14 protein-coding genes are annotated in these 13659 nt (G+C 57.3%); 9 read left to right on the top strand and 5 right to left on the bottom strand.

The genetic code is table 11. The features are described from left to right. The first annotated feature begins 18 nt into the window (after positions 1-18). Entirely contained in the window at positions 19-2634 is a 2616-nt protein-coding gene (locus ACYSMN_RS01260; protein ID WP_488922015.1) for a GIN domain-containing protein, read from the top strand. Positions 2635-3009: 375 nt separating this feature from the next. On the opposite strand, the gene ACYSMN_RS01255 is transcribed toward ACYSMN_RS01260, so the two are convergent. Next, positions 3010-4428 (bottom strand): CCA tRNA nucleotidyltransferase, encoded by a 1419-nt coding sequence (locus ACYSMN_RS01255; RefSeq protein ID WP_488922014.1) that lies wholly within the window; start codon positions 4426-4428, stop codon positions 3010-3012. Positions 4429-4641: 213 nt separating this feature from the next. Further along, positions 4642-4923 carry a hypothetical protein gene (locus tag ACYSMN_RS01250; protein ID WP_488922013.1) on the bottom strand — a complete coding sequence of 94 codons (282 nt, stop codon included), beginning with the start codon at positions 4921-4923 and terminating at the stop codon, positions 4642-4644. 282 nt (positions 4924-5205) lie between these two features. On the opposite strand from ACYSMN_RS01250, the gene ACYSMN_RS01245 reads away from it, so the two are divergent. Then, a complete protein-coding gene (locus ACYSMN_RS01245; RefSeq protein WP_488922012.1) occupies positions 5206-6774 on the top strand; it encodes a carboxypeptidase-like regulatory domain-containing protein in 1569 nt (522 codons plus the stop codon). 12 nt (positions 6775-6786) lie between these two features. On the opposite strand, the gene ACYSMN_RS01240 is transcribed toward ACYSMN_RS01245, so the two are convergent. Next, positions 6787-7368, bottom strand: a complete 582-nt coding sequence (locus ACYSMN_RS01240; RefSeq protein ID WP_488922011.1) for an L-threonylcarbamoyladenylate synthase — start codon at positions 7366-7368, stop codon at positions 6787-6789. A gap of 30 nt (positions 7369-7398) precedes the next feature. Beyond that, complete coding sequence (gene mce / locus ACYSMN_RS01235) at positions 7399-7803, bottom strand: methylmalonyl-CoA epimerase (protein ID WP_488922010.1); 405 nt, start codon at positions 7801-7803, stop codon at positions 7399-7401. Between the two features lie 141 nt (positions 7804-7944). Between mce and ACYSMN_RS01230 the strand changes: the two genes are divergently transcribed. The 7 genes from ACYSMN_RS01230 (at position 7945) to ACYSMN_RS01200 (ending at position 13329) form a co-directional block, all read left to right on the top strand. After that, positions 7945-9159, top strand: a complete 1215-nt coding sequence (locus ACYSMN_RS01230; protein WP_488922009.1) for an IscS subfamily cysteine desulfurase — start codon at positions 7945-7947, stop codon at positions 9157-9159. Positions 9160-9250: 91 nt separating this feature from the next. Continuing rightward, complete coding sequence (iscU, locus tag ACYSMN_RS01225; RefSeq protein ID WP_044001465.1) at positions 9251-9667, top strand: Fe-S cluster assembly scaffold IscU; 417 nt, start codon at positions 9251-9253, stop codon at positions 9665-9667. Positions 9668-9754: 87 nt separating this feature from the next. Beyond that, positions 9755-10165, top strand: a complete 411-nt coding sequence (locus ACYSMN_RS01220) for a hypothetical protein (RefSeq protein ID WP_488922008.1) — start codon at positions 9755-9757, stop codon at positions 10163-10165. An 88-nt stretch (positions 10166-10253) separates the two neighbouring features. Beyond that, positions 10254-10580, top strand: a complete 327-nt coding sequence (locus tag ACYSMN_RS01215; RefSeq protein WP_488922007.1) for a HesB/IscA family protein — start codon at positions 10254-10256, stop codon at positions 10578-10580. A 272-nt stretch (positions 10581-10852) separates the two neighbouring features. After that, on the top strand, positions 10853-11473 hold the full coding sequence (locus tag ACYSMN_RS01210; protein ID WP_488922006.1) for a hypothetical protein: 621 nt from the start codon (positions 10853-10855) through the stop codon (positions 11471-11473). Between the two features lie 43 nt (positions 11474-11516). After that, positions 11517-12566, top strand: coding sequence for a sensor histidine kinase (locus ACYSMN_RS01205; protein ID WP_488922005.1), 1050 nt, complete (start codon positions 11517-11519; stop codon positions 12564-12566). Between the two features lie 16 nt (positions 12567-12582). Further along, positions 12583-13329, top strand: a complete 747-nt coding sequence (locus ACYSMN_RS01200; RefSeq protein WP_488922004.1) for a LytR/AlgR family response regulator transcription factor — start codon at positions 12583-12585, stop codon at positions 13327-13329. Positions 13330-13407: 78 nt separating this feature from the next. On the opposite strand, the gene ACYSMN_RS01195 is transcribed toward ACYSMN_RS01200, so the two are convergent. Then, positions 13408-13611, bottom strand: coding sequence for a hypothetical protein (locus ACYSMN_RS01195; protein WP_488922003.1), 204 nt, complete (start codon positions 13609-13611; stop codon positions 13408-13410). Positions 13612-13659 lie beyond the last annotated feature (48 nt).

Below are 13659 nucleotides of genomic sequence, written 5' to 3'. Positions count from 1 at the left end.
CTAGTTGCAGCAACTGAGATGAAAAAGAACATCAGCATCAACCTCCAAGGCATTATCTTCCACATCGAGGAAGATGGCTACGAAGTACTGAGCCGCTATCTGGCGGAAGTGAAAGCCCACTTCAGCGGCTACCGCGGCCACGAGGAAATAGTGGCCGACATTGAAGGCCGCATCGCCGAAATCTTCGCCACCCGGCTTTCTGGGATCAAGCAAGTGGTTTCGCTCGACGATGTAGAGGCTATGACCGCCAAAATGGGCCGCGTGAGCGACTTCCAGAGCGCCGACGACGCCGAGGAAGACGACGAACTGCTGGCCGACGCCGTAGCCAGCGGCACGGCTGCCGGCACCTACGCGGGCTCCAGAACCAGCTACACCAACACGGCCAACGCTACCGACACCACCACCGACGAGCCCCGCCGCTTCTACCGCGACATGGCCAACCGGAAGATTGCGGGGGTGGCGGCCGGCATAGCGCGCTACTTCCACGTGAACCCGGTCTGGATTCGGATAGGCTTCCTGGCGCTGTTGCTGTTGGTGCCTTTCTTCGATGATTTTCCTATGCTAAATGATGTTACTGGAAATCTAGCGGGCCTCTCCATTATCACCTACATCGTCCTGTGGATTGCGCTGCCCAAGCGCTACGACACGCCTCCGGAAGACGAAGACCGCAGCTATAAGAAGTTCTACCGCGACACCGACACCGGCAAAGTTGGGGGCGTATCGGCGGGGCTGGCAGCGTATCTCAACACCGACGTAACGCTGATTCGCATTCTGTTCATCGTCGGGCTGTTCGTGGGAGGCATTTCCTTCATTCTGTATCCGCTGCTGTGGATATTGGTACCCGAAGCCAAAACCGTTTCGGAAAAGATGCGCATGCGCGGCGACGCCGTGACTCTTTCTGGCATCGACAACAACGTGCGGAACAATGCCTACGGGGCCAGCAGCACGGGCAACAACCGCCCGGTAGGCACCTTTCTAGAAGACCTGGCTGGGGCGCTGAATCCCTTGCTAAGCTTCGTGGGCAGTGCCATTCGCATAGCCGCTGGAGTGTTACTCATCATCATCGGCTTCAGCTTCCTGCTCTCCTTTATTATTCTGTTGGGCGTAAGCTTAGGGCTAATTCCGGCTTCGCAGAACATCATGGCTGGCGACGCACCGGCCCACGTGCTACTGAATGGCGTGCCCGGTTGGGGCGTGCTCTCGGGTTTTGTTTCCTTCGGCGTTCCGGCACTGGCTATGCTGCTGCTTGGCGTTGGATTACTACTGCGCCGCTCCGTGCTGAGCCGCACTGTAGGCTGGTCGTTGTTCGGCCTGTGGCTGCTGAGCATTGTGGGTATCACGGTGGCCATCACGCGCCAGGTACGAGAGTTCCAGTACGAAGCCGATGTGGAACAGACCCAGCAGTACCCTGCCCTTCAGGCGCGCACTTTGCGCCTCGAAACTCGCCACGTGAACCGTTCCGGAAACCAGTGGGTGGACGTGAACTTGGCCGCAGCCGACAGCGGCAAGACCGTGGAAGTGTTGCGGCGACTCTCGGCCAAGGGCTCTTCCGAAACCGACGCCAGCAACACGGCAGCCACCTCCATTGCCTACACCGTGCGTACTCGCGGCGACTCAACCTTGATTTTTGACGACCATTTCTCTTTCCAGCCGAATGCCCGCTACCGCGACCAGGATTTGGCCCTCACCATCCGCCTGCCCCGCGACCGGCAGTTCCACCTCAGCTCAGACTTTATCGACTGGTTGGACGACGACGATTTCGTGGGCGACGAGGTGCCCACGAATGCCGTGGAGCGCACTTTCCGCCTGCGTGGCAACAAGCTGGAGTGCGTCAACTGCACCCCTGAAGAATTGAATGGCACGGATAAGGATGAGGACGAAGATGATTCCAACATTAGCTTCGACGCCAACGAGGACGAGAACGGCGACGTCAATGTGAAGCTCCGGTTTAGTGGCTCGAGTACCTTCAACACCAATGAGAGCTACTACGGCGCCGGCCGCCGCACCTACGACGAAGAGGATTTCACGCAACTGGAAGTAACGGGGCCTTACCGGGTGGTGGTGCGCGGCGGCAACTCGTACAGCGTGAAAGCCGCTGGCAGTGCCCGCAGCCTCGATGCGTTGCGCGTCAAGCGCGAAGGCGATAAGCTCCTCATTCACTCTCGCAACCGGGGCTTCCTGAACTCCAACTGGAACAACGCCGAGAAAGTGTTGATTACCATCGAAACGCCGAACCTGGATAGGTTGGAGTTGGTGGGTGCTGCGCGGGCCGATGTGCGCAACTTCAAAACCGGCGACCTGCACGTAGAGCAAGCCGGAGCCAGCCAGCTATATCTGCAAGGCAACTTCGACAACCTGGACCTGGACCTAGCCGGAGGCTGCCGCGCTACACTGGAAGGCAAAACCGACGACCTGAGCGTAGATGGCGCCGGCGGCTGCGAACTCGCTGCGGCCAACCTCACGGCTCAGCACGCCGACATCAACGTGGTGGGCGGCAGCAAAGCCCGCCTGCGCGTAACCGACAACCTAAAGGCCGAAGCCGTTGGAGCCAGCGTAATTGAGTACAGCGGCAAGCCGAACAACGTGGAAAAAAATTCCATTGGCGCTTCGAGCGTAAGGTCAGTGGAAGACTAAAGAGGTAGTGGGCAGATAGTAGCTGGTATTAGGATTGCAAGGCCCTGATCTACTACGCTTCACTATTTGCCCCAGCGCCCTGATACGCAGGATCTACTACCTAAGAATCACCGCTTCATCCGCGCTACATGTGTTGATGCGACCTTAGTGCCCGCCGGAAATATATTCCGTCACTGAGGCAACGGTGGATGCCAAGCACCCATCTATACTGCTGGTAAACTGAAAAAAGGGTCCATTTTTTCTGGTGAGTGAAAAGCCGACCCCGAGGAAGCGCTTTCGCCGTTCGTGCTGCAACCGAACGGCGAAAGGCTTCCTCAATTTTTTAGTGGGTTTGTTACTCCTTTATTCTCGTGAGTCCCCTCATTTATCAGCGAATCACTCTTCCACTCGTACCAATCCTTTGTGCTGCCCAAGTTCCAGCAGTAGCGGGAAGGCTTCCTCGTACTCGTTGCGCACTTTGCCATCCAGAATGGCCTCTAACACGGCATCCTTCAGCTCTCCTACTTCGCGGGAAGGTTTCAGCCCGAAGGTCTGCATGATGATTTCACCAGTGATAACGGGTTTGAAGTTGCGCAGATGGTCTTTTTCTTCCACCTCCTTCAGCTTCTGTTCCACCAGGTCGAAGTTGCGCAGGTAGCGGTTTTTGCGGTCGTAGTCCTTGCTTGTAATGTCGGCGCGACAGAGTAGCATGAGGCGGTCGATGTCGTCGCCGGCTTCGAAGAGCAGCCGCCGCACGGCCGAGTCCGTCACGATTTCCTTGACCAGCGCAATGGGCCGTAGGTGGAGGCGGACGAGCTTCTGCACCTGGCGCATTTCCTCGCCTAGCGGCAGTTTCAGGTCGGTGAAGATGCCCGGCACCCAGCGCGCGCCTTTATCCTCGTGGCCGTGGAAGGTCCAGCCCACACGCTTGTCGTAGCGCTTGGTGGCGGGCTTGGCGATGTCGTGCAGAATGGCCGCCCAGCGCAGCCACAAGTCGCCGCCGGCTGCTACCACGTTGTCGAGCACCTGGAGCGTGTGGTAGAAATTGTCTTTGTGCGCGTGCTGGCCCACTTTTTCCACACCGTAGAGCTGGGCCATCTTCGGGAAGATGAGCTGCAAGAGCCCGCACTGAAACAGCAGTTTGAAGCCATAGCTCGGCTTCGGTGCCATGATAATCTTGTTCAGCTCGGTCGTGATGCGCTCCTGCGAGATGATGCTGATGCGCTCCTTATTGCGGGCCAGCGCGTCGAAAGTATCCGGGTCGATATCGAAATTGAGCTGCGTGGCAAAACGAATGGCGCGCAGCATCCGCAGCGGGTCATCGGAAAACGTGATGTCGGGGTCGAGGGGCGTGCGGATGATCTTACGCTGCAAGTCGCCCAGGCCATCGTAGCGGTCCACGAGCGTACCAAAATCGGCGGGGTTAAGGCTCAGGCCTAAGGCATTGATGGTGAAGTCGCGCCGGGCCAGGTCTTCTTCCAGCGTACCGGCTTCCACCTCGGGCTTGCGGCTTTCGGCGCGGTAGCTTTCCTTGCGGGCACCCACAAATTCCACCTCAATTTCGGGCGTGGGCAGCATGGCCGTCCCGAAATTCTTAAACACCGTTACGCGGGGCCGGCCGGGCAATTTGCGGCCCACGGCCTGGGCCAGCGCAATACCATCGCCCACACATACTACGTCCACATCTTTGCTTTCCCGCTCCAGCGCCAGATCCCGCACGTAGCCTCCAATCACGTAGGCCGGATAGCCTAGCTCACCGGCGGCATCGGCAATGGTTTGGAACAAAGGCAGGTTGGGCAATTGCGGATTTTTCATGGCGCAAAGGTAGTAGGAGCACTACAAGGGTGTAGCACGCCACTTTACTGTTTAACCGCCAGTAGCTGGTTGGAACATCGGTAGCTGATAGAAGCTAGAGCTGTCCATTTGTGGGCTCGGAATTGACACACTGGTAATGGATATCACTGTAACGCGCACAAAAAAGCGCCGCCAGAGCATGTCTGGCGGCGCTTCTTAGTACCATATGCAGAACTACTGCTTAGCAGGAGTTTGCTCGACAACTTTATCGGCTTCTTTGTTGACTACAACTGCCGTGTCGCCAGCTTCGGGAGCTGCATCGGCTTTCACATCAGCAGCAGCATTATCGGTGGCATTTTCTACGGCGTCGCCCGCATTTTCAGTGGCGTTAGCAGCGTCGGTTGCGGCGCTGTCGGCGGTAGCTTCCGCGTTTTCCTTGGTTTTCTCCGAGCAAGAAGCCAGAGCGAAAGGAGCGAATGCAGCGAGAACGAGCAGGGATTTGAAGGACGTTTTCATAATTGGTGGTTTAAGTTGAACTCCGCTTTATACGGCTCACCCTGGAAAGTAACCCAAACGGCAGCGTAGCAAGCTGGCTGGGGCGGCGCCTTTCATTCATTGATCCGCAATTTTCAGAACACAGCGGCTCTTATACGCAGTGGTGCTAGCCGCACGTCGGTAGTATTTTTTGCCGCTTCGTCGCCCTGCCTCGTCATTTCAGAAACTGCCCTTTGGCCTTGGGCCCGAAACCCCAGATGTTTACATCGTTCACTTCTGGTTTCAGGTCTTATGTCGCTACTTATGCTCTCCGCTCCATTTTTTGCCCTGCCTCCCACCGCTCCGGCCATTCGCCTGCTACTACTAGTGCACATGAGCGCCGGCGCTATTGCTTTACTCGCTGGCCTCGTTCCAGTGCTAGGCCGCAAGGGTGGGACGGCCCACGTGCGAGCGGGCCGGCTCTACACTTATTGCATGGTGGCGGTTGCCGCCACGGCCGTGCTACTCTGTTTGTTACAGCCGGTTTCTCTGGGCCGCCTGTTCCTGACGGGAGTAGCCGTATTGAGCTTCTATCTGAGCTTCACAGGCTGGCGCACCGCCCACCGGCACAGCACGGCACTGCCCCTCCCCGACCAGCTACTGGCCGTAACTTCCGTGGCCGTGGGGATAGTAATGATAGGTGCCGGCTTACAACTGCGCGCGGTGCTATTCGCCTTCTTCGGAGTGCTGATTTGCGTATTCGCTGGTATTGATGCCTGGCGTAGTTTCCGGCCGAAGGTGCAACAGTCGTTGCCGTGGATGTTTCGGCATTTCATCCGTATGGGCGGCTCCTATATATCTGCTTTCACGGCTTTCATCGTCGTAAATCTGGGGCGCTGGCTGCCAGCAGGGGCCCCGGCCTGGACTGCGTTGGCCGGCTGGATTGCCCCTAGCCTCGTGGGTGGCCTGCTGATTGCGGCTACGGTGCGCCGCTACAAGCGCCGGCTGCGGGTGGGTGGCTCAGCGGTATCTAGCCCGGTTGTAAACACCACGGTACTGCTAGTGCTAGCAGGCTTGGCAGCAAGCCCCATAATGGCCCAAGCTCTTCCTGCTGCCCCAGTCACCGGCCTCATTACCGACGCTGCCGGTCAGCCCTTGCCTTACGCTACGGTGGGAGTAGTAGGTAAAGGCGTGGGCACCGTGGCCGACGCAAAGGGCTGGTTCCGGCTGGACTTGCCCGCCACCGTCAAGCCAACTGATAGTCTGCGCTTTGCACTGCTTGGCTATGCCAGCCGCACGTGGCAGGTGGCGGCGCTGCCTGCGTCGCCGCTCACGGTGGCGCTGCCCACTGCCGTCCTTGCTTTGCCCCAGGTAACGGTTCAGGCCAAAGGGCTGGATTCAAGCCGCATCGGCAACCGTCATTACCGCACGCAGTTGCAAACCAACTTCGCTCTGGGCTCACAACCTGGCATGAACGTAGGCTCGGAAATTGGGCGGGTGTTCCAGCTGCCCAAACGAGGCGCCTGGCTCGACCAATTTGAGTTCGTGCTCAGCGCCAACGACTTCGACACCGTGCAGCTGCGTATCAACGTGTACCAACTGCGGGGTGGCGTGCCCACAACTTCGCTGCTGCAAAAGCCTATTTACCGGCAGATTGTGAGCAAAGGCACCAAACGGGTGCGCGTAGACTTACGCTCCGCCAACCTGTACGTGGACGATAACGCGGTGGCCGTGACCGTGGAATGGGTGAGCCACTCCCGGAAAGGCCAGCAGTTGGCGTTACCGCTGCTCATGCCGGCTTTTGCCACCCACCTCTACCGTTACGGCGCCGCCAACAACTGGAAACGGTTTCCCTCCATGAGCACCGCCATGGAGCTGAAGGTCCGGCACTAGCGCCAAGCAGCATCAGTCGCGCAGCACTTCCAAATTACCATCGGCCAACACCCGCACCACCCGCGAAGGCGCGACTGACCTGGTATCATCTTGCCGCCAGTTCACCACGTAATCGACTTTGCGCACCAGTTCGGGCTTCACCTCCGCGTATGAGGCTGGGGTAGATTCGCCGCTTGGGTTAGCCGACGTAAACACCAACCCGTGCCCTAACCGGCGCACCACCAACCGGCAAAATTCATCGTCCAGCACCACGCGCAAGCCAATGGTGCCATCGGGGGCCAGTAAGTTAGGGGCCAAGTGGCGGCTACCGGGCACTATATATATAGTGGGCCGGGTTTGAGCGGCCAGCAGTTCCGGCAGATTCGGCGGCACTACCTCGGCGTAGCGGCTGAACATCTGCTCATCGGCCACCAGCACAATGCCGGCTTCCTCCGTCGGACGGTTTTTCAGTTTGTATAGCTGCTCCACCGCGCGGGGCAATTCGGCGTCGCAGCCCAGGCCCCACCCCGTATCGGTGGGGTACAGTATCACCTGTTGCATGAGCAGCGCATCTACGGCGCCGTCTACTTCTTCGCGAAAGAACTTCGTACTCATATAAGAGAGTGTGAGGGAGAGCTTCGCTGGCTAGCGAATCGACTGGCACAGCTCTACCAATACGCCGCCGGCCGACTTGGGGTGCACGAAGCACACCAGCTTGTTGTCGGCGCCGCGCTTGGGAATTTCGTTGAGCAGCGTGAAGCCTTCCTGCCGCAGCCGCGCCATTTCCGCCTCAATGTCGTCTACCTCAAACGCCACGTGATGAATGCCTTCGGACTTCTTTTCTAGGTAGCGGGTGATGGCACTGTCGGGCGAGGTGCCAGCCAGCAGCTCGATTTTGGAGCCGCCAACTTGGAAGAAAACCGTGTCTACTGCCTCCGAAGCCACATGTTCGCGTTTGTACGGCTCCTGGCCGAGCAGCGTAGTGTATAGGGCAGTAGCGGCTTCGAGGTCCTTCACAGCGAGGCCCAAATGTTCGAGATTCGTGAGCATGATGGCGGTAAAAAAGCGGGGCGGCCGAATAGTACGGCTTCTTTGGATTTGTTCTACTTTTGTGGCAGCAATGTAAAACCTGTTCGCTGGTTTTAGTGTTCTACCTGCGAATGATTCTCCGCTGAAACCAGACTCCGAGCCATGCTCAAGCTTCCTATTTACCTCGACAACAACGCCACTACTCCTCTCGATCCGCGCGTTCTGGAGGCCATGATGCCGTACCTGACCGAGGTTTTCGGCAACGCTGCCTCGCGCAACCACCCCTTCGGCTGGGCCGCTGAAGAAGCTGTGGATTACGCCCGTGAGCAGATAGCCTCTCTCATCAACTGCGACCCCAAAGAAATTATCTTCACCTCGGGCGCCACTGAGTCCGACAACCTTGGCATCAAGGGCGTGTTCGAGATGTACTCCCAGAAGGGCAACCACATCATCACGGCTACCACCGAGCACAAAGCGGTGCTCGACACCTGCAAACATATTGAGAAGTTGGGGGGCCGCGTAACCTACCTGCCTGTCAACTCCGAAGGTCTCATCGACCTCGCCGATCTGGAAGCTGCTATGACGCCGGAAACCATTCTGGTGACCATCATGTACGGCAACAACGAGACCGGCACCATTCAGCCCATCCGTGAAATTGCCGCCATTGCCCACCAGCACGGCGCCTTGTTCATGACCGATGGCACGCAGGCCGTAGGCAAGATTCCAGTAGACGTGCTGGCCGATGGCATCGACCTGATGGCCTTCACGGCCCACAAAATGTACGGCCCCAAGGGTGTAGGCGCGCTGTACGTGCGCCGCAAAAACCCACGGGTGAAAGTAACCGCTCAGATGGACGGCGGCGGCCACGAGCGCGGCATGCGTTCCGGCACGCTCAACGTACCGGGCATCGTGGGCCTGGGCAAGGCTTGCGAGCTGTCCCGCTTGGAAATGGTTGCTGATACGGAGCGCCTGTCCGCAATGCGCGACCGCCTGGAGCGCGAGCTGCTGACCCTGGAAGAAAGCTACGTGAATGGCTCGCGCGAGCACCGCCTCCCTCACGTCACCAACATCTCCTTTAAGTATGTGGAAGGCGAAGGCCTGATGATGGGCGTGAAAGACTTGGCCGTTTCTTCGGGCTCGGCTTGTACTTCCGCTTCGCTGGAACCTTCCTACGTACTCAAAGCCCTGGGCCTGAGCGACGACCTCGCCCACAGCTCCCTGCGCTTCGGCCTGAGCCGCTTCACCACCGACGAGCAAATCGATTACGCCATCAACCACGTAAAAGAAGCCGTTACCAAGCTCCGCGAAATGTCGCCGCTGTGGGAGATGTTCAAAGAAGGCATCGACCTCAACTCCATCGAGTGGGCGGAACACTAGCATTTTGGTTTTTAGTTGTCGGTTTTTAGTTATTTGACTGGACCGGCTTACCCAAAAACCAATCACCAAAAACGAAAAACCAACAAAAGCCATGGCTTACTCCGATAAAGTAATCGACCACTACAGCAACCCCCGCAACGTGGGCACGCTGGATAAGAGCAAAAAGAACGTGGGCACCGGCCTGGTGGGTGCCCCTGAGTGCGGCGACGTAATGCGTCTGCAAATCGAGGTCGATGAAACGACCAACACCATCACCGACGCCAAATTCAAAACCTTCGGCTGCGGCTCGGCCATTGCTTCGTCGTCGTTGGCAACGGAGTGGCTGAAAGGCAAGACCGTAGACGAGGCCCTGGCCATCGACAACATGGAGATTGTGGAAGAGCTGGCCCTACCGCCCGTGAAAATCCACTGCTCAGTGCTAGCCGAAGATGCCATCAAGTCCGCCATCAACGACTACCGCGTGAAAAACGGCCTGCCGGAGCTGGAAATGGCTAAGTCGCACCATTAATGTTAGAAGTGAGATAGTAGAAGTGAGAGCTGAGACTTTTGGTTGAACGACTCTCACTTCTAACTTCTCATCTCTCACTTCTGTATCATGGACGTTACGCCTTCTGACGTACACGTGGAAAGTGCCCGGATTCAGCGCCAGATCGAAGAATATCTGGGGCTGGGGCCGGGCAATTTGCTGTTCGAGTTTCGGCAGTTGGATGGGCAAACCCGCCTCGACCTGATTACGGTGAACCCGAGCCACCAGCAAAGCTTCCTGTTTCGCTACGAAACCGGCTACGACAAGCTGGATGCGCTGCGCAAAATGCTGGCCTACGTGCAGCGTTACCGCGACGAGGAAAGCTCCTACACCATTCAGTGGCGTGCCCGCGGGGGTAAAGAGTTGCAAACCTCCTACTTCCGCGCCCACAACGCCTACGAGGCCCTCGATAAGCTGTACTACGGCCGCGACCTGAACACAATTACGGTGTTTAGTGTTGTATTGAATCCTTCCTCTTAGTAGTGAGCAATTAGTACAAAGTACTGAGCCGTCCTTGCTCAACAGCTTTGTCTGATTACTAAATACTTCATACCAAGTACTCGAAACCATGATTACCGTCTCAGACAAAGCCAAGGAGAAAGTTGAAAAGCTCATGCGCGACGCGGAGTTGGATGCTACCTACCGCCTGCGTGCCTCAGTGGCCGGCGGCGGCTGCTCGGGCCTGAGCTACAAGCTCGACTTCGACAATGAAGTGAAGCCCATGGACCAAGAGTTCGAAGACAAAGGTGTGCGCGTGGTAGTGGACATGAAAAGCTTCCTTTACCTGGCTGGCACCCAACTCGATTTCTCCGACGGCCTCAATGGCAAAGGCTTCTACTTCGACAACCCCAACGCCTCCCGTACCTGCGGCTGCGGCGAAAGCTTCTCGGTGTAATCATTGCCTTCTGATTTAGATAAAAGCCCCGCGTGCTTCTGGCACGCGGGGCTTTTGTTTGCTTTGCTGTAAAGAATATTTATGATGACCGCAGGAGGCAGTTTGCGCAGAAGATTTATTGCTAGCCATGTATTCTGTTATTGAAAAGATTGATATCCGCTAGGAGCAGTTCGAGGTCTAATATTGACAGTTCGGACAGTTTCAGCATTCTCTCGCGTAGCAGGCAGCGTAGCTTGGCGTCACTTCCAATTGAACCCGACTTCGCGCCAACCATGTCGTATTTCTTACGTCGCCTGCTACTAGCCTCACTCCTATTGCTGCCGCTCAGCACCGCGCTAGCGCAGGAAGTGCCGTTTTCCAAACGATTCATCTTCACCGGTGGAACCAGCATTGTGCTGTCGCTCAACGACTTCAAGCAAAGCCTCTCCCCTGCCTTCAGCGCCGCTACCGGAGCCGATTATATACTGAGTAAGCGGCTGTTGCTCGGGCTGACGTTTTCCTACAACCGCCACGGCTACGAATCTAGCGCGCTGTACCCTGGGGTTCGGCTCGAAAGCAATACCGAGCTAATCAACTTCTTTGTGAACGGGCGCTTGCTACTGGCTGATCCAGGGAAGCGCCTCAACCCTTACCTATTGGCTGGACCAGGTTTCTCCATAGTATCGCGCCCTGCTATTCAGCAAGAAACCAATACAACGGAAATCCGCGTGACGAGCCGTAGCGAAACGGTAGCCATGGTCAATGTAGGTGGAGGACTAGATTTCAGAATCAACCCCATGCTGACTTTATATCTGGAGAGTGCCTATAACACCTCCCTTAAGAACAGCCAAGTACAGTTTGTACCAGTGCTGCTAGGCGTACGCACTTTCCCGGCCGACTTTTTCAAAAAGTAACGCTGGTTCTGGTTACTTTTCGCCCCACCTCCCCTACTGCCTCGTGAATCGTTTTCTGCGCTGGTTTCGGCTCATTGGTATTCCCACGGTGGGTCTGCTGTTTTTTGTCTCGCTGCTGATTCTATACCCCGCCGCGCCCGAATACGGCACCGAAAACCTCTGGCAAGATGAGCAGACCTGGCCGGCGCTGACGTTCGGCATTCTGTTTTCCTTGCTGATTTTTGAATCTGGTATTTGGCTTTCGCGACTCCTGAACCGTCATTTATCCTGGACGCGCCATCCACTACGGCGGGTGCTGCTCCAGACCGGCCTGCAAACCTTATTCGCGGAGGTCTTTGCCCTGTCGTTTGCGTTGCTGTTCATCCGCTTCGTGCTGCCGGCCGATGAGCCCCCCGTTAAGGTTACTGACCTGCTGCCGCTGCTGCTCATTGGCTTTTTCACGGCCGTGCTGCTGTCAGCGGTATACATTGGAGCGTCCTTTTTCAGCAGTTGGCGCACCGAAACCGTGGCCAAAGAACAGGCCGAGGCCCAGGCCACGCAGGCCCAACTACGCACCTTACAGCAGCAGCTCGACCCGCATTTTCTCTTCAATACCCTCAACACGCTCACGGCTGTCATCGAAGACAACCCGCCGCGGGCCGTAACTTACGTGCAGCGCCTGTCCACGGTGTACCGCTACGTGCTCCAGCACCGCCACGCTACCAAAGTGCGCCTGCGCGACGAGCTAGACCTGGCAGCGGCCTATCTGTATTTGCTACAGATCCGGTACGCCGATGGCTTGCAAGTGAGGGTGGAAGTACCCGAGGCGCATCGGTACCGGCACGTGCTGCCCATGGTATTGCAGTTACTGCTCGAAAATGCCGTGAAACATAACCGCATTGATGTCGATGAGCCGCTGCGCATTCACATTTACACCGAAGGCGAGCAGCTGGTAGTCGAAAACAACCGTCAGCCTCATGCCCACACCGTGGCCTCCGAGGGAGTTGGATTGCTCAATATCAGCCGGCGCTACGAAACGGCAACGGGGCAACGCGTGCTCATTATGCGTACCGAGACGTTGTTTCGGGTGAGCGTGCCCTTGCTGCCGAGTTAAGCTGTTGATTTGCGCTATGAATGTTTTGATCATCGAAGACGAGATTCCCGCTGCTGAGCGTCTCAAACGCCTACTGCTGAGCCTCGCGCCCGAGGCGCGGGTGATGGGCCTACTGCCGTCGGTGCGAAAAGGGCGCGAATGGGTGCAGGCCAATCCAGCCCCCACTCTCGTTCTAAGCGACATTCAGCTTACCGATGGCTTGAGCTTTGAGATTCTAGGCCTACTGCCGCAGCCCGTGCCCATCATCTTCACCACGGCCTACGACGAATACGCCCTGCAAGCTTTCAAGTATAATGGCTTCGACTACCTGCTCAAGCCCATTGATGAGCAAGCTTTGCGTGAGTCGTTGGTGCGGTTTCGGCAGCAGCACGCCCCGGCGCCGGGCGCCCTACTGGCATTACTCGAAACCTGGCAACAACCGCGCAGCTTTCGTAGCCGCTTCTTGGTGCATCACCGCGACGAATTGCTAAGCATTGCCACCGATGAGGCGGCCTATTTCTGCCTCGAACACAAGTCTACCTTTCTGGTTCGGAACGACGGCACCCGCTTCGCCATCGACGAGACGCTGGAGCAGTTGGAATCCACGCTCGACCCCACCTATTTTTTCCGCCTTAATCGCCAGTGCGTTGCTCGGCTCAGCGCCATCCAGAAAGTCTACAAGCACTTCGATGGCAAGCTTAAGATTCAGCTTCAGCCCGATGCGGGCGAAGTGTACGTGAGCCGGCTTACGGCACCGGCGTTTAAGCAATGGCTGAACCAGTGAGAACTTTACGCGCCTGCTGTTGGCCCTACCCGCAGCGAAGTTATGCGCTCCGCATCCTTAGCTTGCGTCCGCCAGTCCTCACGCACGCGGACTCGCCACCGCTTCGTCGAAGTAGGCCAAAATCTTGGCCTCGTAAGCAGCTTTGTGTGGCGACTTCATCAGCTGCGCGTGGCGACCTTCGGGCAACACCCACAGCTCGGCGGGCACGGCGCAGTTGTGGTGGAAGCGGCGGCCCATGTCTACCGGCATCCACTCGTCGGTGGCAGAGTAGATAAACAGCACCGATTGCAAGCCCCACGCTTCTCATATAATCAAAGCTAACAGAATGCT

It is taken from the genome of Hymenobacter sp. M1-2 (assembly GCF_057808495.1).
Note: the sequence above shows the minus strand (reverse complement) of the source record. Positions and strands in the feature narration are given on the sequence as shown.